The sequence below is a fragment of the Kaistia defluvii genome, assembly GCF_026343955.1.
In the GTDB taxonomy this organism is placed as follows: Bacteria; Pseudomonadota; Alphaproteobacteria; order Rhizobiales; family Kaistiaceae; genus Kaistia; species Kaistia defluvii.
Genome location: NZ_JAPKNI010000008.1, coordinates 45451 through 69018 on the forward strand (window position 1 = coordinate 45451; position 23568 = coordinate 69018).

Sequence of the window (23568 nt, forward strand, 5' to 3'; positions counted from 1 at the left end):
CCCGCCGCATCCGGCGCGCACCCTTCACGAGGACTTCCATGACTGACATCGCACTGATCAATGCCCGGCTTCCCGATCTCGACGCGGAGAGCCTCGGCGCGCCGACGACCGTGGTCGTCCGCAACGGCCGCGTCGCCGAGATCGGCGGCGCCGCGCCCGAGGGCATGCCGCGCTACGACCTCGCCGGCCGCACGCTGATGCCGGGCCTGATCGACTGCCATTTCCACGTCGTCGCCCATTCGCTCGATCTCTGGTCCAACGTCACCGCGCCGGATTCGCTGGCGGCATTGCGCGCCGCGAAGATCATGCAGGGCCTGCTCGACGCCGGCTTCACCACGGTGCGCGACCTCGGCGGCGCCGACATCGGCCTGGTGCGCGGCGTCGAGGAGGGGCTGATCGACGGCCCCGATCTCGTCATCTGCGGCAAGGGCTTGTCCATGACGGGCGGCCACTGCGACCTGCGCGCCCGCACCGACATCCGTCCGGACGCGATGGGCTGGCGGCTCGCCAATATGGGCGTTCTGGTCGACGGCGTCGACGACGTCCGCCGCGCCTGCCGCAAGATGCTGAAGGAAGGCGCCCGCTTCATCAAGGTGATGGCGAATGGCGGCGTCGCCTCGCCGAACGACCCGATCGACTCGCTGCAATATTCGGACGACGAGATCCGCGTCATGGTCGAGGAGGCCGGAAATGCCGGCACCTATGTCTCGGCGCACACCTATAGCGACGCCTCGATCCGCCGCTGCGTGAAGCTTGGCGTCAAGTCGCTCGAGCATTGCAACCTGATCGGGGCGGAGACGGCGGCGATGGCCGCCGAGGCCGGCTGCACCGCCGTTCCGACGCTCGCCGCCTATGAGGGCCTGAAATTCGAGGGCGCCGCGCTCGGCCTCGGTCCGGCCGAACAGGCCAAGGTCGACATCGTTCGCGACAAGGGGCTGGAGTCGCTGCAGATCATGCGCGACGCCGGCCTGCCCATGGCCTTCGGCACGGACCTGCTCGGGCAGCTTCGCAAGTATGGCGGGCTCGAATTCGACCTGCTCGCCAAGGTGCTGAGCCCGGCCGCGATCCTGCGCTCGGTCACCGAGATCGGCGCCAGGCTCTGCCGCCTGGAAGGCGAGGTCGGCGTGGTGGCCAAGGGCGCGCGCGCCAACTTCGTCGTCGTGGACGGCGATCCGCTGGCCGACGTGACGCTGCTCGGCCGCCCGGCCGAGACGCTGCGCGCCGTGCTCAAGGACGGCCGCATCGTGCGCGGCGCCCTGGCGGAGGCGGCATGATGGCCGTGCCGTTCGACATCGCGGAAGTCGCCGGGATCGTCGCGGGGCCGAACGCTGCCGCGAACCTGTTCGCCTATCTGCATGCCGGCATCAATCGCGACGTCGGCTGCGGCCTGTTGACCGCCTCGGTCTACGACATCCCGAACCTGCGCTCGCGCCGTGTCTTCTCGGAGGATCTCGCCGCCTATCCACTCGGCAACTTCAAGCGGCTCGACAAGAACCACTATTTCGAGACCGTGCTGGCCGGCAAGCAGGTCTTCTCGTCGACGACGATCGAGGAGATCGCCGAGGTCTTCTTCGACTGGGAGAAGATCCGGGCGCTGGGCTTCGAGTCCAACATGAACCTGCCCGCGATCGCCGACGACACGGTGATCGGGACGATCAACCTTCTCGAGAAGCGGGGGCACTACACCGCCGAGCGCGTCGCCAAGGCGCTCGCCTGGCAGCCGATCGTGACGCTCGCCTTCCTGCTTCTGCTGCGGGATGGCAATCACGAGGCGACCTTCCAGCCCGGCGTTTCCCTCGCCGGCCATAGCGCCATGGAAGAGGCCGCCGCGACCGCCTGAGCCTACCTCTCGACACAACAAGAACGAGCCGAAAAAGGCCGGGAACGACGGTTCCGTAGGGACCGTCGCTGAGATCAAACACCTGACGGAGACATAGAAATGAACATGAAATTCTTGACGGCCGCCGCCTTCTCGGCGCTCACGGTGATGACGCCCCTGATGGCGAGCGCCGAGGACGCGCCCGTTCGCGTCGCCTTCCTGGCGGCATCGAGCCAGAACGGCTTCAACCAGGCGATCTATGCCGGTATCGAGAAGGCCGCCAAGGCGTTCGGCGGCAGCGTCACCACCGAGATTTTCGACGGCGAATTCTCGGCGACCAAGCAGTACAGCCAGGTCGAGGACCTGGTCGCTGGCGGCCGCTTCGACGCGCTGATCATCACCCCCAACGACACGGTCGGCATCGCCACCGCGCTCGAGGACGCGACGGCAGCCGGCCTCAAGGTCGCGACCACCTTGTTCCCGGTCGGGCCCGAACTGTCGAACATGCAGCCGCAGGTGAAGGGCCTGACGACCACCGTCGCCACGGATCCATCGATCGGCGCGCGCGCCCAGGCGGAAAAGGTCGTCGAGTTCTGCGCCGACAAGAACCCCTGCAAGGTGGCCGTGATCATCGGCCAGCTGATCTACCCGTTCGATAATCTGCGCAACGAGACCTACAAGAAGGTGCTGGGCGAGCACAGCAACATCCAGATCGTCGCCACCGGCGAAGGCAATTACGATCCCAATGCCTCGCTGAAGGCGACGCAGGACATTCTTCAGGCCCATCCGGACATCAATGCCATCCTGTCCAATGCCGACCAGCACCTGATGGGCGCCGAGATCGCGCTGACCGATGCCGACATCGACCTTTCGAAGGTCTACACGATCGGCGGCGGCCTCAACCAGATCGCGGTCGACGCGATCCGCGCCGGCAAGTGGAACGCCACGCTGACGCAGGTTCCGGCGTCGATGGGCGCGGCCGCGCTGACGGCCATCGTCAAGAGCAAGCGCGGCGAGACGGTCCCGACCTGGATCGACGAATCCAAGCTGCGCGACATTCCCCAGATCGTCGACAAGGCCTGGCTCGACGCGCATCCCGACTTCGTCGCCGAGTGGCAGGGCTGACGCCAACGCGTCTTGCATGGCGGTGCGGCTCGGGCCGCGCCGCTTCCGCCCCGGACCACGAAGAAAGGAAAACCATGTCTGCGGAAGGCAATGCCGTCAGCATTCGTGGTGTCGTCAAGAGCTTCGGCGGGACAAGGGTCCTTGACGACATCAACATCGATTTCAGAGCCGGCGAGGTCCACGCCCTTGTCGGCGAGAATGGCGCGGGGAAGTCCAGCGTCGGCAAGATCGTCGGCGGCTACTATTCCGCCGATGACGGCGAGATCACCGTCTTCGGCGAGCGGATCGGCCGGTTCTCCCCGCGCGAGGCGCTCCTGCGCGGCATCGCGATGATCCACCAGGAACTGCAGCTCGTTCCCGAGCTCACCGTGGCCCAGAACGTCTTCCTGGGTCTCGAGAGCCACCGCGCCGGCCTGCTGGTGGGCGGCGACCTCGAACGCTTCGCCGTCATCGAGGCGACCTGTGATTTCGGCCTCGATCCCAGGGCCAAGGTGGCAAACCTTCGCATCGCCGAGCGCCAGAAGGTCGAGATCATGCGGGCGATCGCCCGCAATGCCCGCGTCATCATCATGGACGAGCCTACCTCGTCGCTGACCGAGGACGAGGCGGAGCGGCTGCACCAGTTGATCCGGCGGCTGAAGTCGAACGGCGTCACCGTCATCTATGTGAGCCATTTCCTCGATCACATCCTGGCGAATTGCGACCGCATCACCGTCATGCGCGATGGCCGCGTGGTGCGGACCGCCTCGGTCGAGGGCGAGACCAAGCAGAGCCTCGTCGACAGCATGCTCGGCCAGGCTTCGAACATCATCTGGCCGAGCCTTCCCCCGGCGCCGGCCGAGACGGTGAAGCCGATCGCCGAGATGCGCAAAATCTCGACCGATACCGGCCTGCGCGACATCTCGCTGCTCGTCCGGCCGGGTGAGATCGTCGGTCTGATCGGGCTGGTCGGCTCCGGTCGCACCGAGATCGGCCGCGCCATGTTCGGCGCCGATCCGATCGAGGCGGGCAGCTACGAGATCGATGGCGTGCCGCAGCGGCGGCTCAACGTCACCCGCGCCGTCGCCCAGGGCGTGGCGCTGGTTCCGGAGGACCGGCGCAAGCAGGGCCTCGTGCTGACGCAGACGACGCGGCCGAACATCAGCCTCGCGACCCTGGGCGGTCTCAGCCGCTTCGGCCTCCTCAACCGCAACGAGGAAATGGACCGTGTCCGCGCGATGATCCGGCATTTCGGCATCGTGCCCGGCAAGGTCGATGGCGAGGTCGCGTTCTACTCGGGCGGCAACCAGCAGAAGGTGCTGCTGTCGAAATGGGCCGTCGCCAAGCCGCGCCTGCTCATCCTCGACGAGCCGAGCCGGGGCGTCGATATCGGCGCCCGCCAGCGCATCCATGAATTCATCGTCGAGATGGCCGCTGCGGGAACCGGCGTCCTGCTCATTTCCTCCGAGCTGGAAGAGGTCATCAACCTCTCCCATCGCGGCTACCTCATGAGCGAAGGCCGGATCTTCGACGAGGTGTCCTGCCGCGATCTCACCGTGGACGCTGCGCTCAATCGCATCTTCCGGGAGCAGAGCCGCAACCACGACATCCAGGAGACAACCCTGCAATGACCGATACGCGTGCAATCCTGGCAGGCGGACGGCAGGCCCCCCGGTTCTCGGTCGCGTCCTTCGCGCGCGAATATGGCGTCCTCGTCATCATCGCCGCGCTGCTGATCGGCCTGACCCTTGCCTCCGACAGCTTCCTGACGCCCCGCAACCTGCTCAACATCGTCAACCAGAGCGCCCCGCTGGCGATCATCGCCTGCGCGCTGACCCTGGTGATCATCGCCGGCGGATTCGACCTTTCGACCGGCGCCATCTTCGGCGTCGCCTCGGTGTCGGCCGGCTGGATCGCCGTCAACGTCGATCCGGTGACGGCGATGATCGCCGGACCGCTGATCGGCGTGGCCCTCGGCCTCGTCAACGGCGTGATCATCACCGCCTTCAACGTGCATTCCTTCCTGGTGACGCTTGCCACCAGCCTCGTCTATCGCGGCATCGCCATCCTGATCACGGGCGGCGCGCTGATCCCCGTGCGCATTCCGGAGTTCGCCTGGCTCGGCCGCGAGAAGGTCGGGATGGTCAACATCGCCGTGATCGTCTTCGTCGTGTTCATGCTGGTCATGATGCTGCTCCTGAACCGCACGACCTTCGGGCGGCGCGTGTTCGCGGTCGGCGGCAACGAGGAGGCGGCGATCCTCTCCGGTATCCGCACCAAGCTGATCAAGATCGCCACCTTCGCGATCAGCGGCGGCGCGGCCGGCCTGGCCGGCGTCATCACCGTGTCGCGCCTCTCCATGGCCTCGCCCCAGGCGGGCGCGGGCATGGAACTCGAGGCGATCGCGGCGGTCATCCTCGGCGGCACGTCGATCATGGGCGGCGCCGGCGCGATCTGGCGTTCCGTCTCGGGCGTGCTGCTGATGGCGCTGATCGGCAACGGCTTCAACATCCTGAACGTGAACCCGTTCTTCAAGGATCTGACCACCGGCGTGATCATCGTCGTCGCGGTGGCGCTCGCGGCGTCGAAACCGCGCCGCTGATCCTTCGCGGGCGCGCCCGGCGCGCCCCCATTCGCTTCCGGCTCCCGCGACGGCCCGACGGTCGTCGCAGGCATCGGCACTCATTTGCCCGAGAGGTCGTTCATGACTGAGAAGATTACGCGTGTCTCCACCGACGTTGGCGGCACCTTCACCGATCTCGTCTATTTCGAGATGGACATGGCCACCGGCGTGCAGACCGTGCGGACGGAGAAGTCCGACACCACGCCGCCGGATTTCGAGAAGGGCGTGCTGAACGTCTTCGACAAGGCCGGCGTCGACGTCGAGGCGGTCGACTTCTTCGCCCACGGCACCACCGTGGTGATCAACGCGCTGACCGAGCGCAAGGGCGCCAAGGTCGGCCTGATCGTCACCCAGGGATTTCGCGACTCGCTGGAAATCGGCCGCGGCAACCGCCCCGATTTCTTCAACCTGAAATATGTGAAGCCGGAACCCTTCGTGGAGCGCTACCTGCGCCGCGAAGTGACGGGCCGCATGGACTATCGCGGCACCGAAGTCACGGCGCTCGATCTTTCGGAGCTCGACGCGATCGTCGCGGATTTCCGGGCCGATGGCGTCGAGGCGGTGGCGATCTGCCTGCTGCACTCCTACGCCAACCCGGCGCACGAGAAGGCGATCCTCGAGGGCGTGCGCGCCCGCTGGCCGGGCGTCACCGCCGTCGCTTCGCACCAGATCACCCGCGAATGGCGTGAATATGAGCGCACCAACACCACGGTGTTCTCGGCCTATGTGCAGCCCAAGGCGGAGCGCTATCTCGAGAAGCTCGAGAGCGGCCTGAAGGGCAGGGGCTATCGCGGCAATCTGTTCATCATGCAGTCGAACTGCGGCGTCGACTCGGTCGAGGCGGTCAAGGCCGTGCCGATCACCATGGTCGAGAGCGGCCCGGCCTCGGGCTTCTGGGGCGCGGCGGAACTCGGCCGCATCATCGGCGAGCCCAACGTGCTGGCGCTCGATATCGGCGGCACGACGGCGAAATGCTCGCTGATCGAAGGCGGCCAGGTGACGATCAAGACGGACTACTGGATCGAACGCAACCGTCGCTCGGCCGGCTATCCGATCATGGTGCCGGTGGTCGATCTGGTCGAGATCGGCAATGGCGGCGGCTCGATCGCCTGGGTCGACGACTTCGCCAAGCTGCATGTCGGCCCGCAATCGGCCGGCTCCACCCCAGGACCGGCCGCCTATGGCCGCGGCGGCGCCCGGGCGACGACGACCGACGCCAACCTGGCGCTCGGCCGCATCAATCCGGACTATTTCTGCGGCGGCACGGTCCAGGCCGATATCGGCGCGCTGAACGGCGCGCTGGCGGAACTCGCCGACAAGCTCGGTACGGCGCCGGTCGACGTGGCGCGCGGCATCGTCCGCATCGCCAATTCGAACATGGTCAACGCGCTCAAGCTCGTCTCGGTCAATCGCGGCTACGACCCGCGCGACTTCACCCTCGTGGTGTTTGGCGGCGGCGGGCCGATGCATGGCGTGGCGCTCGGCCAGGAACTGGGCGTCAAGAAGGTGGTGGTGCCGCGCGGCGCGCCGGTCTTCTCCGCCTGGGGCATGATGATGTCGGACCTGCGGCGCGACTATTTCGTCACCCGCCTGCTCGACGCCACCGACCATGCCGGCCTCGACGACCTGCTCGCCGGCATGATGGAGCTCGCGCGCGAGGAGTTCGCCCGCGAGGGTGTCGAGCGCGAGAAGATCTCGATGCGGCCGCTGGTGCGATGCCGCTACCAGAACCAGGAATTCGCCGTCGAGGTGCCGATCGAGGCCGGCCGGATCGGCCCGGCCGAGATCCAGGCGATGGTAACGTCGTTCCACGAGGTCTATGAGCGCGAATACACCTATCGCCTGCAGGCGGGGGTCGAGATCATCGGCCTGCACCTGATCGCGGCGAGCGAGGTCGGCAAGCTCGAACTGGTGCCGATGCCGGTCACCGGCGCGAGGCTGGAGGACTCCGTCAAGGGCCGCCGCATGGTCGACTACGCCACCGAGGGCGTGCACGAGGCGACGATTTATGACGCCACGAAGTTCGAGCCTGGCATGCGCTTCAACGGCCCGGCGATCATCGAGGATCCCGGCACCACCATCGTCGTCCATCCCGGCAACCGCGTCGAGATCGACACCTTCGGCAACACCCACATCGAGATCCGGGGCTGATCATGAACGACATGACGACCATGAAGGCCACGACGACCAGGGACTTCGATCCCGTCACCTTCGACATCATCCAGAGCGCGCTGGAGGCCATCGCCGACGAGATGTTCGTCGCGCAGGTGAAGACCTCGATGAGCGCGATCATCTACGAGGTGCTCGACCTCTCCACCTCGGTGCTCGACCGCCACGGCGAGATCGCGGCGTCGGGCGCCGGCATCCCCGCCTTCATCGGCGTGCTCGACAAGGCGATCAAGGGCATCTTCAAGAAGTACGCGCTGGACGAGATCAAGCCGGGCGACGTGTTCGCCTCGAACGATCCCTATTTCGGCGGCGTCACCCACCTGAATGACATGGTGCTGGCGGCTCCCGTCTTCCACGAGGGACGCCTGATCGCCTGGGTCTCCAACATCGCCCACTGGAACGATGTCGGCGGCAACGTGCCGGGCTCGATGTCCACCGACGCGACCGAGATCTTCCAGGAAGGCGTCCGCATTCCCGCGGTGAAGCTGTTCGAGGAAGGCCGCGAGAACAAGGCCGTGTTCGACATCCTCTACGTCAACACGCGCCTGCCGGACTATCTGCGCGGCGACCTCTGGGCCGGCATCGCCGGCCTCCGGATCGGCGAGCGGCGCGTGCTGGAACTGGTCGGGAAATACGGCGCCGACACCTTCGAGGCGGCGGTCGACGACTACATGCAGCTCGGCGAGCGCCGGGCCCGCGCCGCGCTCCGCAACATTCCCGAGGGCACCTATACCTTCGAGGAAGAGCAGGACACCGGCGCCATCCACCGCGTTACGCTGACGATCAATGCCGATGAGTTCGTCGTCGATCTCACCGACAATCCGAAGCAGAAGGGCTCGTCCAATTCGAGCCGCGAGGGAACGGAGATCGCCGTCCAGCTCGCCTTTAAGGCGTTCACCGATCCGGACGCGCCCGGCAATGGCGGCTTCTTCCGGCCGTTGAAAGTGGTGACCAGGCCCGGAACGATCTTCCACGTCGAGGCGCCCGGCGCTCTCGGCTACTATTCGGAAGTCGAGATCCGCGTGTTCGACATGATCCTGCGCGCGCTCGCCTCGCATTTCCCTGGCGTCGTTCCGGCCGGCAACTTCGCCTCGATCTGCGGCACCACCGTTGGCGGCCCGCATCCCGAGCATGGTCGCCACTACACCATCGTCGAGCCGCAGATCGGCGGCTGGGGCGCGTGGGAAGGCTCGGATGGTCCGAGCGGCCAGTTCTCCGGCTTCCACGGCGAGACCTTCAACTGCCCGGCCGAGGTCGCCGAAGCCCGCTACGGCCTCGCGGTCGACCAGGTCGCGCTCAATGCCGAGCCCGGTGGCGAAGGCCAGTGGCGCGGCGGCAAGGGCATCGACGTCCACTACCGCGTGCGCGCCGACGACAACTTCCTGTCGCTCGGCTACACCCGTTCGCGCATCCCGCCATGGGGCGTCGCGGGCGGTCTGGACGGCTCGACCAACTACATCGAGCTGCGCCGCACCGACGGCAGCAAGGAGCGTCTCTCCTTCGCCACCAATGTCGTCGTCAACACGGGTGACATCATCCGCGTCGTCACCGGCAATGGCGGCGGCTTCGGCGATCCCGCCCGGCGCAGCCCCGAGGCGATCGAGCGCGACATCCTGAACGGCTACCTGACCCCGGCGCGCGCCGCCGAGATCTATGGCCACGGCGGCTGAGTTCCGCTCCCCCTTGCGCGGCGAGACGAGCGGTGCCGGATCGCGGCTGGCGATCCGGCCCCCTGCAATCAGGGCGCGCAGGCTTGCGCGAGCCCATCGTCCGGCGAGGCCGCCGGGCCGTGTCCGTGCCCGACTGTTTCGCCATGCCGAACGCTTTCCGAGGCGTCTGTTTTCCGCTTTTTCGGACGCTTCCGGCCGCAGAGAAACGCTTGCCGAATGGATGCGGGAAAGAGCAGCCTGAAGTTGCTCCGGCTCGCGCAATTTTTGTCGACAAAAAAAATACAAATGATATGGTGAGCCAGGATCGATGCAGTTTCGGGCCTTGCGCCGCGAAGCCGAAGAAACAGGCTCTGAAGGAGAACCACATGAAGTCCGCCATTTTTGCCGGCTGCATTCCGGCGCTGATGACGCCGTGCAAGGCTGACCGCACGCCTGATTTCGACGCGCTGGTGCGCAAGGGCAAGGAACTGATCGCCCACGGCATGTCGGCCGTCGTCTATTGCGGCTCGATGGGCGATTGGCCGCTGCTGAACGACGCGCAGCGCATGGAAGGCGTGGAGCGCCTGGTGAAGGCCGGCGTTCCAGTCATCGTCGGCACCGGCGCCGTCAATACCGCCAGCGCCGTGGCGCTTTCCGCCCATGCCCAGAAGGTCGGCGCCCAGGGCCTGATGGTCATTCCGCGCGTTCTGTCGCGCGGCTCGTCGGTGGCGGCGCAGCGCGAGCACTTCAAGGCGATCCTCGCCGCCGCGCCGGACCTGCCGGCGGTGATCTACAACAGCCCCCATTACGGCTTCGCCACCCGCGCCGACCTGTTCTTCGCGCTGCGTGCCGAGCATCCGAACCTGATCGGTTTCAAGGAATTCGGCGGTCCGGCCGACATGACCTACGCGGCCGAGCACATCACCAGCCGCGACGACACCGTCACGCTGATGGTCGGCGTCGATACCGCCGTGTTCCATGGCTTCATCTATTGCGGCGCCACAGGCGCGATCACCGGCATCGGCAATGCGCTGCCGAAGGAAGTGCTGCACCTCTTCACGCTCTGCAAGGCGGCGGCGAAGGGGGATGTCGAGGCCCGGGCCCGCGCCCTGGAGCTGGAGAGCGCGCTCAAGGTGCTCTCGTCCTTCGACGAGGGCGTCGACCTCGTGCTCTACTACAAGCATCTGATGGTGCTGAAGGGCGACGCGGAATACACGCTGCACTTCAACGAGAGCGACGTGCTGAGCGACAGCCAGCGCAACTATGCGGGCTCGCAGCTGGCGCTGTTCGAAACCTGGTACGCCGAATGGAGCAAGCAGTTCGGCGACGCCAAGAAGAATGCGGCCTGATCGGGCGCAGCGACGAGGCCCTCCCACCGGGAGGGCCTTTTTCTTTTGCGATTCCGCGCCGCCAAGCGACCCAGGGGCCGATTCCATCCGCTGGAACGCGACATCCCCAGGAATCCGCGCGACGGCCGCGCAAATCGCACAGGCCGTAGCGGCAGGAGCCGGCGGCCGTGTCCGGCCGGCATCGGCCTGGATGCCGTAGCGTTCGCCGTGGTTTTGATCGGTCTGCACAGGCGGCGCGCAGAATTCCCCGTCGTCCATCCCGCTTTCGCGCCAGATGCCCAGTTCCTGGGCGATCTGGAAACGCCCGGCATTGTGTGACACGACTAGGACATCACCCTTTGAAGCCGTCGGGAGAAGCGCAATGCGATTGAAGGGGCTATGGGCCATGGGAGTGGCCGTCATGCTGGGAACCGCGTCGGCGTCGGCCGGCGAACTCAGCTTCTGGCACGCCTATGCCGGCCAGCAGGACAAGACCGACTTCATCAACTTCGCGCTCGACGCCTTCGCCAAGGCGCATCCCGACATCAAGCTCGATGTCGTGCCGGCCGAGCAGTCCGCCTACAAGACCAAGCTCAACACGGCGATGGCCTCCGGCAATCCGCCGGACGTGTTCTACACCCTGCCGGGCGGCTTCCTCGGCGCCTTCGTCGATGGCGGCCAGATGTATGCCCTGGACCAGGACCTTGCCAAGGACGGCTGGGGCGCCACCTTCCTCGAAAGCGCGCTCGCCCAGACCACCAGGAACGGCAAGGCCTATGCCGTGCCGGTCGACGTCGACGCGGCCGTGTTCTGGTACAACAAGGCGCTGTTCGCCGAGCATGGCTGGGAGGTCCCCAGGACCTATGACGAGCTCGTCGCGCTTGCCGAGAAGATCAAGGGCGAGGGCCTCATCCCCTTCGCGCTGGGCAACAAGGATTCCTGGCCGGCCACCTTCTGGTTCCAGTATCTCGAGATGCGCCTGAAGGGCTCGGGCGCCGTCGCCGCCTTCGTCAACAACGACGCCGACGCGACGCTGCTTCCCGAGGCCGGCGATGCCTTCGCCCGTGTCGCCGATCTCGCCCAGAAGGGCTATTTCCCGATCGGCTTCAACGGCATGAGCGACCAGGAAGCCAACATGCTCTTCCTGAACGGCCAGGCTGCGATGCTCCTGAACGGCACCTGGCAGATCGGCGCTTCGAAGGACGCGCCGGAGGGCTTCGAGCTTGCCTCCTTCGCCTTCCCGGAAGTTGCCGGCGGCAAGGGCGACCAGACCGACGTGCTCGCCGGCGTGGCGGCGGCGTTCGGCATTTCCGAGAAGGCCGCCAACAAGGCCGACGCGGTGACGCTGCTGCGCTTCCTGACCTCGCCCGAGGTGATGACCAAGTATGTCGACCTGCGCAAGACGATGGTCACCGTCAAGGACGCGACCACCGAGGCGGCCGCCGGTCCGGTCCTCTACGGCATCAGCAACGGCCTGATGAAGTCGGCCGGCCATCTCGACCCGTTCTACGACACGGCGATGCCACCGAAGGCGACCAACGCCTACTACACCAGCCTGCAGGGCGTGCTCGACGGCTCGGTCAAGCCCGAGGACGCGGCCAGGAAGCTGGAAGACGCGCTCAAGGCCGGCCAGTAACGACCGCTATCCGATATCGCGCGGCGGGGGCGCCCCCGCCGCGTGCGTTTGAGGGGAAAGCCTGGGGGACGGCCCGAGGAAGACCCAAGGAAAGTCCCAAGGACAACCCATGACATCGAGCTCGCGCGACGTCGCGCCGAAGGGGCAGACCCGCGCGGCACTCCTGTTCCTGCTGCCGGCCTTTGTCCTGATCGCGGTCTTCGTCGCCTATCCGATCGTCTATGCGGGCTGGCTCTCCTTCTTCCGATGGGACGGCGCCTCGGCGCCGACCTTCGTCGGCCTCGACAATTTCCTGCGCCTCGCCACCGACGCGATCTTCTGGAAGTCGCTCGGCCGCAACATCCTGATCGCCGCGACCGCGATCGTGCTGCAGGTATTCCTGGCGCTCCTCATCGCCTATTGCCTGGTCCGCATCGTCCCCTTCGTCAGCCGGCTGTTCCTGTTCTTCTATCTCGTGCCGGTGATGGTCAGCGAGATCTGCATCGGCCTGCTCTGGCGCTTCCTGTACAATCCCTATTTCGGGCTGGTGAACGCGTCACTGAAAGCGCTCGGCCTCGGCTGGCTGCAGCGCGGGTGGCTGGGCGATTCCGCCACCGCCTTTCCCGCCGTCGTCGTGGTGATGAGCTTCACCTATCTCGGCCTCTACGTGCTGCTCTTCGTCGCCGCCGTGCGCAATGTGCCCGAGAGCCTGTACGAGACGGCCGAAATCGACGGCGCCGGCCATTTCACCAGGTTCTTCTCGATCACCGTGCCGATGGTCTGGGACGCCGTCCGCGCCAACACGCTGCTCGCCATCATCGGCTCGCTGAAGACCTTCTCGCTCGTCTTCGTGCTCACCAATGGCGGCCCCAACCAAGCCAGCGAGGTCGTCTCGACCTATCTTTACAAGGCCGGCTTCAGCAGCTTCGAGATGGGCTACGCCGCGACGATCGGCTTTGCCCAGATCGTGCTGACGGCGGCGGGCGCCTTTGTCATCTTCCGCTATCTGAAGCGGGCGCGCGGAGGGAACGAGCGGTGAGAATGCGCGCGTCGACCCTCCCTGCCTCCGGCCCCGTCCGCCGCGTCACGCCGACGACCATCATCGTACTGGCGGTGCTGACCGCGCATGTCCTGATGGTGATCTTCCCGTTCGTCTGGGTGGCCTACAGCACGCTGAAGACCAACAAGGAGTTCATGCGCTCCGTCTGGGCGCTGCCGACCTCCTTCTCGCTCGACGCCTATGTCGGCGCCTGGAGCGGCGGCGCGCTCGGTACCTATGCGATGAATTCGCTCTGGATCATGGCCGGCGCCACCGTGCTCACCGTGATCGTCGCGACGCTCGCCGGCTATGCGCTGGCCGTCTACAGGCCACGCTGGATGGCCGGGGTGGAGCTGAGCCTGATGGCGGCGATGGCGATTCCCGCCTATGTCGCGCTGGTGCCGCTGGTCGTGCTGCTGCGCAATGCCGGCCTGCTCGACACCCATCTCGGCGTCATCCTGCCGACGGCGGCGTTCAACATCCCGGTCTCGATCTTCATCATGCGGGCCTTCTTCGTGACGCTGCCGCGCGAGCTCTTCGACGCGGCGCGGCTGGACGGCACGGGCGAGTTCGGGATCTTCCGCCATATCGCCATGCCGATCGCCTGGCCGGCCATGTTCACGGTCGCGGTCGTCAACATGATCTGGGTCTGGAACGACTTCCTGTTCCCGGTCGTGTTCATCAACAGTCCGGCGCGCAAGACGCTGCCGGTCGGCCTGACCGACTTCGTCGGCGAGCACATCACCAACTATCCGGTGATGCTGGCCGCGATCCTGATCGCCGCCATCGCCCCCTTGGTCCTCTTCGTCTTCTTCGAACGCCAGATCACGTCCGCCCTCTTGGGTGGCGCCGTGAAGGAATAACCAGGAGCTTCCCCATGTCGTCCAAGCCCCCGCTCTCGGACCTGAACTTCGCCAGCCAGGCCGTCTTCTACGATCCCGAAGAGCATTCGCAGTCGATCAGCTACCCGATCTACATGTCGGCCAACTTCCAGTATGGCGGCGACATCTACGACCAGATCGTGGCGGGCGCGCGCAAGGAAGTGAACATCTACTCGCGCTGCGGCAACCCGACCGAGTACAAGCTCGAGGAGCACGTCGCCAAGCTGACGGGCGGCACCGCCTGCCTCGCCACCGCGTCCGGCATGGCGGCGATCTCGCATGCGCTGTTCGGCATCCTGAAGGCGGGCGACCATGTCGTCGCCGACCTCACCACCTATTCCAGCACGCACGAGTTCTTCGATCACCGCGCGCAGGATTTCGGCCTTTCGGTCAATCTGGTCGATTGCGCCGATGTGAAGGCCGTCGAGGCGGCGTTCACCGACAAGACCAAGGTGCTCTACGTCGAGTCGATCGCCAACCCGACCATGAAGGTGCCGCCGTTGAAGGCGCTCGTCGAACTGGCGCATGCGCGCGGCATCGTCGTGATCTGCGACAACACCTTCGCCTCGCCCGCCGTCTGCCGTCCGCATGATTTCGGCGTCGACGTCGTCGTCGAGAGCGCGACCAAGTTCATCGGCGGTCACAATGACGCGGTCGGCGGCGTCATCACGCTGAAGTCCGACATCCTGCCGGCCGACTGGCTCGAGGATGTCCGCTGGAACACGCTGAACAAGCTCGGCGCGCCGCTGTCGCCATTCAACGCCTGGCTGCTGCTGCGCGGCGCGCAGACGCTGGCGCTGCGCCTGGAGAAGCAGTGCGCCAACGCCCGCAAGCTGGCCGAATACCTGGAGAAGCACCCGCAGGTGAAGCGCGTGTTCTATCCGGGCCTCGAATCGCACCCGAACTACGCCTCCGCCAAGGAGCAGTTGAAGGATGGTGGCGCCATGCTGTCCTTCTGCGTCGTCGACGAGGCGTCGGGCGTGCGACTGCTGAAGCGGCTCAAGCTCTGCTGCTTCGCGGCGAGCCTCGGCGGCCTGCGCACGACGACCCAGATGCCCGCCACCATGGCCTTCCTCGACATCCCGAGCCAGGAGCGCGAGGCGATGGGCGTGGTCGACGGCCTGGTGCGCTTCTCGGTCGGCATCGAGCACATCGACGACATCATCGCCGACGTCGACCAGGCGATCGCGCAGATGCATATCGACGTCTGAGCGACGCCGCCGCGCCCTCCGGCGCGTGTGCCCTGGCACGGAACAAAAAGCGGGCGGCCCGAGGTCATGGGCCGCCCGTTTTGGATTGCCCGGTTCAGGCGAGCTGGGGTTGGCTCGCCGGCCGGGCTCGCGATCAGGGCTTGAACCGGACCGGGGCGATGATGGTCTTGTTGGCGCCCGGCGGCGGTGCCGGGACCGGGGAAGCGCGGCGGGCGAGCGCCAGGACCTCCTGGTCGAGCTCCGGGAAGCCGGACGAACCGACCAAGACGGCGGAGAGCACATTGCCGCCATCGTCGACGCGGAAGCGGATGGTCGCCGTCCCGGTTTCCCTGCGCGCCTTGGCCCCGGCAGGGTAGCGCTTGCGGCGTTCGAGATGCGCCATCACCCGCGATTGCCACCGGGCCGGCGTCATCGACGAAGCGAACAGGCCGTTCATCGACTGCCGGGCGGCGGTGCGGTCCGCCTGTCTGACCTGGGCGGCTGCCTGGACGCTCGCCTTCGAGGAAGCCGAGGGTGCCGGGCGTGGCGGCTTCTTGGCCGGGTCCCTGGGCGGCTTCGGCCGGGTTCCCTGGACCACCTTGCGCATGGGTGGTCTCGGCCTTGGCGCGGGCAGAGGAACGGCGATATTTTCAAGCTCGGTCACGGCCTTGTCCTCAACAGGCTCGATCTCGTCGACCACCGGCTCGGCTTCGGCGATCTCCTGTGACGGTGCGGACGTCTTCTCGACGAATTCCTCCGGCTGCATCGCCTCGGCGACCTCCTGCACCGGCTGCATTGCGTCGGGCGTCGGTGCCTCGATCGGCTCGGCCATGTTGGGCGCGATCTCGGCCGCGTCCGCTGTCTCGGGCGAAATCTCTGTCTTCTCGGTGACCTCGGCTTCCGGTTCGGGCGCCAGTTCGATCACGATCGCCGGCGGCGGCGAGTCGGCCGCCGTGATCGGCGGCTCCTGCATCAGCCAGGCAGCCGCGCCGACATGGGCGGTCAGCACGACGAGAGCAGCGGAAGTCCAGAGCAGCGTTTCGCCGATCCGCGCGCCACGGCCGATCGAGCGGCTCCAGTCGGTCATGGCTCGACCGGGCCCGCCGTGGGCGCAGGCGCCTTGGCATCGGGCAGGACTTCCAGGCCGACCAGCGCGATCTTGAGATAGCCGGCCTTGCGCAGCAGGTTCATCACGTCCATCAGCGCGCGATAGGCGACCGCCTCGTCGGCGCGCAGGAAGATGCGGGCTTCCTTGTCGCCGGAGGTGAAGCGGTCGAGCGTGGCCGCGAGGGCTTCGCGCCGCACGGGATCATTGCCGACATGCAGCGCCAGGTCCGACTTCAGCGTCAGGTAGAGCGGCTCGTCGGGACGCGCCTTCGGCTGTGCGGTCGAGGCCGGCAGGTCGATGTCGATGTCGACGGTGGCGAGCGGCGCCGCCACCATGAAGATGATCAGCAGCACCAGCATCACGTCGATGAACGGCGTCACGTTGATCTCGTGGTTTTCTTCCAGCTCGCCATTGTCGCGCTGACGGATGCCCCCGGCCATGGCGATTACCCCGCCAGCCGGGCGGAGCCCGGCACCTTGGCATGATCGAGATCGCGGCTGACGAGGCGTTCGACGCCGGTCGCCGCGTCGGTCAGCAGCTGGCGATAGCCGGTGATGGCGCGGGCGAAGACGTTGTAGATGACGACGGCGGGGATGGCCGCCACCAGGCCGATGGCGGTGGCGAGCAGCGCCTCGGCGATGCCCGGCGCGACGACGGCGAGATTGGTCGTCTGCGATTGCGAGATGCCGATGAAGGCGTTCATGATGCCCCAGACCGTGCCGAACAGGCCGACGAAGGGCGCGGTCGAACCGATGGTGGCGAGGGCGCCGGTGCCCTTCGACATGCGGCGCCCGGCCTGGGCCTCGATGCGCGCGAGGCTGGAGCCCAGCCGCTCCTTGACGCCGCCATCGCCGGCATAGGCGAGCGCGGCTGACGACTGCCGGAGCTCTTGCTCGGCCGAGCGCACCATGAAGGCGGCGGGGCCGCCGCGCCCGGACAGCGTCCGGCTCGCTTCGTCAAGGCTCCCCGAGGACTGGAGGGTGGCGAGCGCCCGGCGGATGCGGGCGCGCGCGCAGGCCAGCTCGATCGACTTCGCCAGCCAGATCGTCCAGGTGATCAGCGAGGCGACGCCGAGTCCGACCATCACGGCCTTCACCACCCAGTCGGCCGCCATGAACATGCCCCAGGGCGACAGATTATGCGGCAGGTCGCTGCGCGTCTCCGGCGCCCGCAACCGGGTCGGCGTGCCGGATGGCTCGGCCGCCTCAGGCATGGGCATTGCGTCTCCGGCAACGCCCGGGCTCGGCTGGCTGACGGGATCCGGCGTCTGGGGCATTGGTGTCTCGGTCGCCCGTGGCGCGGCCGTGGCGGGCAGGGGTGCCGCATCCTGGGCGACGGCGGGATTCATCAGCGCCATCGCGAGAACCAGGGCCGCGAAGCCGCTTGCCCTGCGGCCTCCTCGCGGAGCCGGGGATAGGACGGCGGTCGGCGTCAGGTGGGGCATGATCGGCATCTCTCGGCTCGGAGGGCTGCAGGCTGCGGACGGCGTTCGACCCGGCCGCAAGGCCTGGATCGTCGCGATCCCGCAGGACAGGAGTCTGGGTGCCGACGGGCGATTGCCCTGGGTGCCTGAGGGGAGCGGCGGCAGGCCGGTTCGCCCGCCGCCCGCATGCTAGTCGTGTGGGCCAGCGTGTCGCTGGGGCGGATGTCAGGCGAAGACGTCCGTCACCAGGCCATGCACGCGGCGGAACGCGGCCCTGGCGCCTTCGATCATGCGAGCCTCTTCGGCCTCGTCGAGTTCGAGCGCGTCGAGAGCGGCGGTAAATGTCTTCCAGTGCAGGCCGCGGCCTTCCGGCGCGCCGGCGAGATGGCGGGCGCCGAAATCTTCCGACAGGCCGAGCTTGGCGGCTTCCTTGATCAGGAAGGCGGCGCCGAGATTGGAGCCCTCCGCGACATAGAGCCAGCCGAGCGCGGTCGGGATGTCGGCCTCGCCGCTGAAAACAGGCGCCGTCGCCGGGGCAGGGGTCGCGACTTCGAGATCGCCAAGGTCCTGCTCGACGTCGCCGAAGCGCCGGCGGCCGGCGAGGTCGGGCAGCAGGCGGTCGAGATCCGGGTTGGCGTAGAGCGCGTCGATGTCGCGATGGAACTGATGCTGCACCTGCAGGAACAGCGCATAGCGATCGCGGCTTTCGAACGGCCGGCCGGCCATGATCGACTGATCCAGCCGCCGATGGGTCTCGGTGGTCTCGGCCTTCAGCAGCTTGGCGCGGCCGACTTCGAGCGGCGTCATCCGTTCCATCGTCTCGCTCATGCGGGGAGTCTTTCCATAAAAGTTGACTTTCGCGCCTTGGTATAGCTCAGAACGTGGCTGTCAAGCTTGCTCGAAGGGAACGCCCCGGCGCAGGCATCCATCCAAGCATAAGCGCGTCCATGTAGTCGGCGTCCGTCGGATTGTCGACGGTCGCACCTCGAGATCGCCGTCGGGCATGCGCACCGCTGCCGTGACCGTGCCGCTCTTCCTCGGCGGAACATGCAACGGCGCATAGTCGTTCTGGTCGCAGCGTGCCGATGGCAGACGGGGCTCGGAGCGGTTGCATGTCGAGGGAACCTTGTTTCAGGGCGACCCGACCCATGGGGTGCCGGATCGCCCTGCCTCGGGGGAGGAGCGGGGTGTCTGGCGCTGGATGCCTAGAACTTCGCCGTCAGGCCGGCGCGCAGGGTGCGGCCGGGCGCGGGGATCGGGCCGGTCGACATGGCATCCATGTAGTAGCGGTCGCCAATGTTCTCGGCGCTGAAGTCGAGAGTGACGTCCTTGCTCACCTTGTAGCTGCCGAACAGGTCGACGATCGTCGACTTGTTCCAGACCGTCGGCGGGTTGACCGCGCCCGGAGCCAGCGCGTAGCCGCCGAGGCGCTCGCCGAAGGAGTAGACGCGCGTGCCGATCTCCAGCCTCTCGTCGAACAGGCGGGCGCCGACCGTGACCGTGCCCGAATATTTCGGCGGGACGTTCATGATGCCGTAGTCGCCGGCGGCGGCGGCTGCGCCGCAGACGCCGTTGCTGCCGCAGAATTCGATGTCGTCATATTTGGTGAAGCCGGCCTCGACGAAGAACTTGCCCGTGTCGTAGCGCGCGGACAGCTCGTAGCCGCGGAACTCGGCCTGGTCGATGTTCGTCCAGGTGTAGGTCGAGTAGGGCGCGCGGACGCGGACGATGTAGTCGTCGTAATTGTTGTCGAAATAAACGGCCTTGAAGCGAAGGGCGTCGCCGACGGTGAACACGCCGTCCCGCTTCACGTTGAAGCCGAATTCGACGTTCTTGGAGACCTCAGGCTGCAGGTCGGGGTTCTGGACCACGGAGCCGATGCCGATCACCGACCACTCGCGCAGGCTCGGCGGTCGCCAGCCCTCCGTGTAGGAGGCGAAGAGCTGCAGGCCGTCGAGCGGCATCACCGTGACGGTGGCCGAGGGATTGACGCGCGAGCCGCTGCCGGACGGCAGGGAGGAGAGAGCCTCGCTCTTGCCCTCGGCCTCATAGCTGTCATAGCGGAGGCCGCCTTCCAGCCGCAGCCAGTCCGTGACGTCCAGCCGGGTCTGGTTGAAGGCGCTCCAGAGCAGGCGGTCGCCATTCGGGTTGGAGTTGATGTAGATCGGCACGTCCGGGGCCGAGGGCGAGAAGACATAGCTCTGGGTCTCGCGGGCTCGCTCGTCGACGAATTCCAGACCGTTGTTGAGGGTCAGGAGGCCGAATCCCGTCTCGACGGTCGAGCGGTTCGAGATGTCTCCGCCATAGGTCCGCACATGGGTCTTGCCGTCCGCGTCGTATCCATAGGTGTTGGAGCGCAGCGTCTGGCTGAAGGTGTCGACGTCCGTGGCCCAGAGATTGGCCGTGACGTCGACGTAGTCATTGCCGGCCGGGTCATACTTGTAGGTCGACGTGAAGGTGTTGGTCGTCGTCTCGCTGAGGCCGAATTGGTTCGGCGGGTAGTCCGGAGTCGCGAACCCAAGAAGGGTCTCGTTGTTCTCGCCATATTTGTTGTTGTAGCGGATGTAGCCGAGCTCCAGGGACTGCCCATCGCCCCAATTGACTTTGCCTTTGGTGAGAAGCGTCGTCGTATTCTGCGAGGTGTTCAACACCTCGTCGCCGGGGCCGAAGAACGAGAACTTCTTCTCCGACGGGAATCTCGAGGCATTTCGGCTGGTGTTGAAGGTCGCGGCGCCGTTCTTGCCGGCGAAGTAGTTGCCCTGCTTGTTGCGCGCGAAGGCGGCGACGAATTCGTAGTTGTCCTCGACCAGACCGGCGGCGAGATTGCCGTTCCAGGCGTCGCCGTTGAAGCCGGGCGGGCCGTTGTCGATCGTCGTCGTTCCCGCTTCCGGCGGGCTCTGCGTGTTGGTGCCCAGCCGGCCGCGCAGGCGGGCGCCATAGGTCTGTCCCTCGGCCACGATGTCGCGCGCGTTGATCGTCCGCATGTTGACGACGCCGCCCATCGCGCCCGTACCGCCCGCGCCGCTATAGGGGCCCTTGTTGATGTCGACGCCCGCCAGCAGGTCCGGATCGACATAGACCTCGTTGCGGCTGCCGCGATAGCCGCGATAGGAGCCGTTGGTCTGTCGTGTGCCGTCGACCATGACGTTGACGCGGCTCTGGCCCTGCAGGCCGCGGATGTTCAGGTCCATCGAGGCGCCGACGCGGTTGCCGACCGCGTTGACGCCGGGCGTGTTGCGGAAGATGTCGCCGACCGAGGTCGGCGGCGTGCGCTGGATCTGCGCTTCCGAGACATGGGCGACCGATCCGGGCGAGGCGAAGGGGAGGTCCGACGCCGTCGTCGTCCCGCCCGCTGTCACGTCGATGGTGTCGAGGACGGTGGCGCCCTCCGTCGAGACCGGCACGCCGGGCGATCCCGCCGGGCCGATCGCCACCGTCGTGGCATTGGGAAAGGAGAAGACGAGGCCCGATCCCGCGAGGATGCGGGCGAGTGCCTCGTCGCGGCTGGCGCGGCCCGCCAGGCCGGGCGACGTCCTGCCGGTGGCCGAGGCGGCCAGATAGGTCACCTGCAGGCCAGACTGGCGGCCGAAAAGGACCAGCGCCTGGCTGAGCGGACCCGCGGGAATGTTGAATTCCACGGCCTGGGCCGCTTGGGCCCAGGCGGCGGGCGCCATGGCCGTCCCGGCGCCGATCGCCGTCGTCAGCATCCACGCAGCGACAAGCGCGTGGCGCGCCTCGCGTCCGTGCGCCGTCGCATTCCCCCAATTCCGCATCATGGCCTGGCAGTTCCCGTTGTTGGCGTGAGAGCGGGATGCCGTGCCTGAATGCTGGGTAGTGCTGTCCCTGCTGCTGATACAAACCGGACGCCGGGATTTTCACCCCGAGGGCACATTTTTTTCGCCGGCGGGGATGGCTATGTTCGCTCTGGCGTTCAGAGCGGCGAGATCACCGTCAGGAAGGACGAGGCCTGGCGCACGCGACCGCCGGCCGGCAGTACGACCGCCTCCAGCGCGCGACGCGGATCGCTGAGGTCGAACAGGCCGCTGACGCGCTGCGCGCCGACGAACGGGTCGGCGATGACGATCCGCCCGGGCACCCAGCGGCCGATCCGCGCCACGAGCGCCGAGACCAACTCCCGATCGGCCAGGATCAGATTGTCGCGCCAGCCGCCGATCTGGCCCGGCTCGCGCCGGCCGCGCTCGACGAGCTGTGCGGCGGCGTCGAAGCGCATCCAGTCGCCGGCCGCGAGATCGAGCGAAGGGATGGCCGGCCCGTCGATCCGCGTCTCGACCTCGCCGGCGTCGACAGACACGCTGGCAATGCCGGCATCGCTCGTGATGTCGAAGACGGCTGCCTGCGCGATCGCGGCGAGCGGGCCGGACTGGACCTGGAACGGGCGCCTCGGATCTCGGGCGACCTCGAAGAACGACATGCCCTTGAGCAAGGTGAGGTCGCGCTGCGTCTCGCCGAAACGAATGGCGATCGCCGTGTCCGGGCCGAGCGTCGCCACGCTGCCATCGGGGAGGGCGACGCGGCGGATCTCCCCCTTGTCGGTGACATGGTCGGCGCGGGCGCGCAGGATCGCGTCCGGCCCGAAAAGCGACCCGGCCGCCAGCGCGCCGAGGCCGACCGCACCGCCGAGCATGAGATGGCGCCGCGAGGGCGCGGCGCTCCGGCGCCGCGCGGCCTTCGCCTGCTCGGTCAGCACCTTGCCGCTCATGCCGTGGATTTCATGAACCTGCCGCCAGATGCGTTGGTACTCGGGACCGCGGGCACGCCAGGCGCGGACCCGCTCGATCGCGACCGGATTGTCGGGGGCTGCCTGCAGGCGGATGACCAGATCGATCGCCTCGTCGAGAAGCCGGTCCGTGTCTGGCGTCAGATCACTCATGCCGCTCCTCCGCCCATCGGCCCGCGTCGCGGCCGAGCCCCGTCCGTCCCGTTCCCGGGCCGTGGCGCGGCGCTCTTTTCCTCGCGTCCGGCATGTTCGCTCACAGCCCGCCGGTGCGCAGCACGATATGCCGGTAGGCTTCCCGGATCAGCGCCCAGGTCCGCGTGGTCGACAGGCCGAGGTCCTGCCCGATGGCGGCGATCGTCTGGCCGCCAAGGCGGTGGCGCTCGAAGGCGAGACGTGTCCGATCCGGCAACTCGGCCAGCGCCGCCTCGACCTGTCGCAATCGCTGGCGGTCGTAGATCACTGCCTCGGGCGAGGGCGCCGGATCCGCGACCCGCGTCAGCACGTCATCCGCCACATCGAGCATGGCCGAGCGCCGGATACGCTGGATGTGGTTGATGCTGAGATGGCGCGAGACCTGGTGCAGGTAGGCGCGCGGATTGTGGTGCAGCGTGCCGTCCTGCGGCGGCGATGCCAGAACGCGCAGGAAGGTATCCTGTGTGATGTCGGCGGCCGTTTCCTCGGGGAGCCCGCGCCGCCGCAGTGCACGCGTGATCTCCTTGGCGTGGCGCCGAAACAGGCTCTGTATGTCCCAGCTCATGCCCTGGCGCTCGCGCTGCCTTCGCCCGGCCGACCCCGCCATCGGGCCGGGGCATGGCAGCCTTCGGCCTTCGTGCAGGACGGGCGCGGACACGATCGGCGCTGCCAGCCGCGCGAGCGGATCCG

At 67.2% G+C, this 23568-nt stretch carries 19 protein-coding genes; 12 read left to right on the forward strand and 7 right to left on the reverse strand.

What is annotated here, in order from left to right; all coding sequences use genetic code 11:
* The first annotated feature begins 38 nt into the window (after positions 1–38).
* The 12 genes from OSH10_RS18400 to OSH10_RS18455 all read left to right on the forward strand — a co-directional run bounded on the left by OSH10_RS18400 (position 39) and on the right by OSH10_RS18455 (position 15438).
* A complete protein-coding gene (locus tag OSH10_RS18400) occupies positions 39–1274 on the forward strand; it encodes a metal-dependent hydrolase family protein (RefSeq protein WP_266333435.1) in 1236 nt (411 codons plus the stop codon).
* On the forward strand, positions 1271–1840 hold the full coding sequence (locus OSH10_RS18405; protein WP_266333436.1) for a hypothetical protein: 570 nt from the start codon (positions 1271–1273) through the stop codon (positions 1838–1840). Before OSH10_RS18400 ends, OSH10_RS18405 begins: the two co-directional genes overlap by 4 nt.
* Before the next feature lie 99 nt (positions 1841–1939).
* Positions 1940–2944 carry a sugar ABC transporter substrate-binding protein gene (locus OSH10_RS18410; RefSeq protein WP_266333437.1) on the forward strand — a complete coding sequence of 335 codons (1005 nt, stop codon included), beginning with the start codon at positions 1940–1942 and terminating at the stop codon, positions 2942–2944.
* Between the two features lie 74 nt (positions 2945–3018).
* The gene (locus OSH10_RS18415; protein ID WP_266333438.1) at positions 3019–4554 is read left to right on the forward strand and encodes a sugar ABC transporter ATP-binding protein; all 1536 of its coding nucleotides are present in this window, start codon (positions 3019–3021) and stop codon (positions 4552–4554) included.
* Complete coding sequence (locus OSH10_RS18420) at positions 4551–5525, forward strand: ABC transporter permease (protein WP_266333439.1); 975 nt, start codon at positions 4551–4553, stop codon at positions 5523–5525. The genes OSH10_RS18415 and OSH10_RS18420 overlap by 4 nt, the downstream gene beginning before the upstream one ends.
* 102 nt (positions 5526–5627) lie before the next feature.
* Positions 5628–7697, forward strand: coding sequence for a hydantoinase/oxoprolinase family protein (locus OSH10_RS18425; protein WP_266333440.1), 2070 nt, complete (start codon positions 5628–5630; stop codon positions 7695–7697).
* 2 nt (positions 7698–7699) lie between these two features.
* Complete coding sequence (locus OSH10_RS18430) at positions 7700–9385, forward strand: hydantoinase B/oxoprolinase family protein (RefSeq protein WP_266333441.1); 1686 nt, start codon at positions 7700–7702, stop codon at positions 9383–9385.
* A 365-nt stretch (positions 9386–9750) separates the two neighbouring features.
* Positions 9751–10713: a dihydrodipicolinate synthase family protein gene (locus tag OSH10_RS18435; RefSeq protein ID WP_266333442.1), complete on the forward strand. Its 963-nt coding sequence runs from the start codon at positions 9751–9753 to the stop codon at positions 10711–10713.
* 400 nt (positions 10714–11113) lie between these two features.
* Positions 11114–12328: an ABC transporter substrate-binding protein gene (locus tag OSH10_RS18440; protein WP_266333443.1), complete on the forward strand. Its 1215-nt coding sequence runs from the start codon at positions 11114–11116 to the stop codon at positions 12326–12328.
* Between the two features lie 109 nt (positions 12329–12437).
* On the forward strand, positions 12438–13346 hold the full coding sequence (locus OSH10_RS18445; RefSeq protein ID WP_266333444.1) for a carbohydrate ABC transporter permease: 909 nt from the start codon (positions 12438–12440) through the stop codon (positions 13344–13346).
* A gap of 2 nt (positions 13347–13348) precedes the next feature.
* Entirely contained in the window at positions 13349–14209 is an 861-nt protein-coding gene (locus tag OSH10_RS18450) for a carbohydrate ABC transporter permease (protein WP_266333445.1), read from the forward strand.
* 14 nt (positions 14210–14223) lie between these two features.
* Positions 14224–15438, forward strand: coding sequence for a trans-sulfuration enzyme family protein (locus OSH10_RS18455; RefSeq protein WP_266333446.1), 1215 nt, complete (start codon positions 14224–14226; stop codon positions 15436–15438).
* Positions 15439–15571: 133 nt separating this feature from the next.
* Here OSH10_RS18455 and OSH10_RS18460 read toward each other — a convergent pair whose 3' ends face one another.
* The 7 genes from OSH10_RS18460 to OSH10_RS18490 all read right to left on the reverse strand — a co-directional run bounded on the left by OSH10_RS18460 (position 15572) and on the right by OSH10_RS18490 (position 23443).
* Positions 15572–16504, reverse strand: coding sequence for an energy transducer TonB family protein (locus tag OSH10_RS18460; protein ID WP_266333447.1), 933 nt, complete (start codon positions 16502–16504; stop codon positions 15572–15574).
* Positions 16501–16965, reverse strand: coding sequence for a TonB system transport protein ExbD (gene exbD, locus OSH10_RS18465; RefSeq protein WP_266333448.1), 465 nt, complete (start codon positions 16963–16965; stop codon positions 16501–16503). Before exbD ends, OSH10_RS18460 begins: the two co-directional genes overlap by 4 nt.
* Before the next feature lie 5 nt (positions 16966–16970).
* The gene (gene exbB / locus OSH10_RS18470; RefSeq protein ID WP_266333615.1) at positions 16971–17882 is read right to left on the reverse strand and encodes a tonB-system energizer ExbB; all 912 of its coding nucleotides are present in this window, start codon (positions 17880–17882) and stop codon (positions 16971–16973) included.
* 291 nt (positions 17883–18173) lie between these two features.
* A complete protein-coding gene (locus OSH10_RS18475) occupies positions 18174–18776 on the reverse strand; it encodes a biliverdin-producing heme oxygenase (RefSeq protein ID WP_266333449.1) in 603 nt (200 codons plus the stop codon).
* 377 nt (positions 18777–19153) lie between these two features.
* Entirely contained in the window at positions 19154–21724 is a 2571-nt protein-coding gene (locus tag OSH10_RS18480; RefSeq protein ID WP_266333450.1) for a TonB-dependent receptor, read from the reverse strand.
* A gap of 155 nt (positions 21725–21879) precedes the next feature.
* The gene (locus tag OSH10_RS18485) at positions 21880–22839 is read right to left on the reverse strand and encodes a FecR family protein (RefSeq protein ID WP_266333451.1); all 960 of its coding nucleotides are present in this window, start codon (positions 22837–22839) and stop codon (positions 21880–21882) included.
* 100 nt (positions 22840–22939) lie between these two features.
* Positions 22940–23443, reverse strand: coding sequence for an RNA polymerase sigma factor (locus tag OSH10_RS18490; RefSeq protein WP_266333452.1), 504 nt, complete (start codon positions 23441–23443; stop codon positions 22940–22942).
* Between the last annotated feature and the right edge of the window lie 125 nt (positions 23444–23568).

Coding starts and splice junctions, on each gene's coding strand:
- OSH10_RS18400 (WP_266333435.1), top strand. CDS start 39: ATGACTGACATCGCACTGATCAATGCCCGGCTTCCCGATCTCGACGCG.
- OSH10_RS18405 (WP_266333436.1), top strand. CDS start 1,271: ATGATGGCCGTGCCGTTCGACATCGCGGAAGTCGCCGGGATCGTCGCG.
- OSH10_RS18410 (WP_266333437.1), top strand. CDS start 1,940: ATGAACATGAAATTCTTGACGGCCGCCGCCTTCTCGGCGCTCACGGTG.
- OSH10_RS18415 (WP_266333438.1), top strand. CDS start 3,019: ATGTCTGCGGAAGGCAATGCCGTCAGCATTCGTGGTGTCGTCAAGAGC.
- OSH10_RS18420 (WP_266333439.1), top strand. CDS start 4,551: ATGACCGATACGCGTGCAATCCTGGCAGGCGGACGGCAGGCCCCCCGG.
- OSH10_RS18425 (WP_266333440.1), top strand. CDS start 5,628: ATGACTGAGAAGATTACGCGTGTCTCCACCGACGTTGGCGGCACCTTC.
- OSH10_RS18430 (WP_266333441.1), top strand. CDS start 7,700: ATGAACGACATGACGACCATGAAGGCCACGACGACCAGGGACTTCGAT.
- OSH10_RS18435 (WP_266333442.1), top strand. CDS start 9,751: ATGAAGTCCGCCATTTTTGCCGGCTGCATTCCGGCGCTGATGACGCCG.
- OSH10_RS18440 (WP_266333443.1), top strand. CDS start 11,114: ATGCTGGGAACCGCGTCGGCGTCGGCCGGCGAACTCAGCTTCTGGCAC.
- OSH10_RS18445 (WP_266333444.1), top strand. CDS start 12,438: ATGACATCGAGCTCGCGCGACGTCGCGCCGAAGGGGCAGACCCGCGCG.
- OSH10_RS18450 (WP_266333445.1), top strand. CDS start 13,349: ATGCGCGCGTCGACCCTCCCTGCCTCCGGCCCCGTCCGCCGCGTCACG.
- OSH10_RS18455 (WP_266333446.1), top strand. CDS start 14,224: ATGTCGTCCAAGCCCCCGCTCTCGGACCTGAACTTCGCCAGCCAGGCC.
- OSH10_RS18460 (WP_266333447.1), bottom strand. CDS start 16,504: ATGACCGACTGGAGCCGCTCGATCGGCCGTGGCGCGCGGATCGGCGAA.
- exbD (WP_266333448.1), bottom strand. CDS start 16,965: ATGGCCGGGGGCATCCGTCAGCGCGACAATGGCGAGCTGGAAGAAAAC.
- exbB (WP_266333615.1), bottom strand. CDS start 17,882: ATGGCGCTGATGAATCCCGCCGTCGCCCAGGATGCGGCACCCCTGCCC.
- OSH10_RS18475 (WP_266333449.1), bottom strand. CDS start 18,776: ATGAGCGAGACGATGGAACGGATGACGCCGCTCGAAGTCGGCCGCGCC.
- OSH10_RS18480 (WP_266333450.1), bottom strand. CDS start 21,724: ATGATGCGGAATTGGGGGAATGCGACGGCGCACGGACGCGAGGCGCGC.
- OSH10_RS18485 (WP_266333451.1), bottom strand. CDS start 22,839: ATGAGTGATCTGACGCCAGACACGGACCGGCTTCTCGACGAGGCGATC.
- OSH10_RS18490 (WP_266333452.1), bottom strand. CDS start 23,443: ATGAGCTGGGACATACAGAGCCTGTTTCGGCGCCACGCCAAGGAGATC.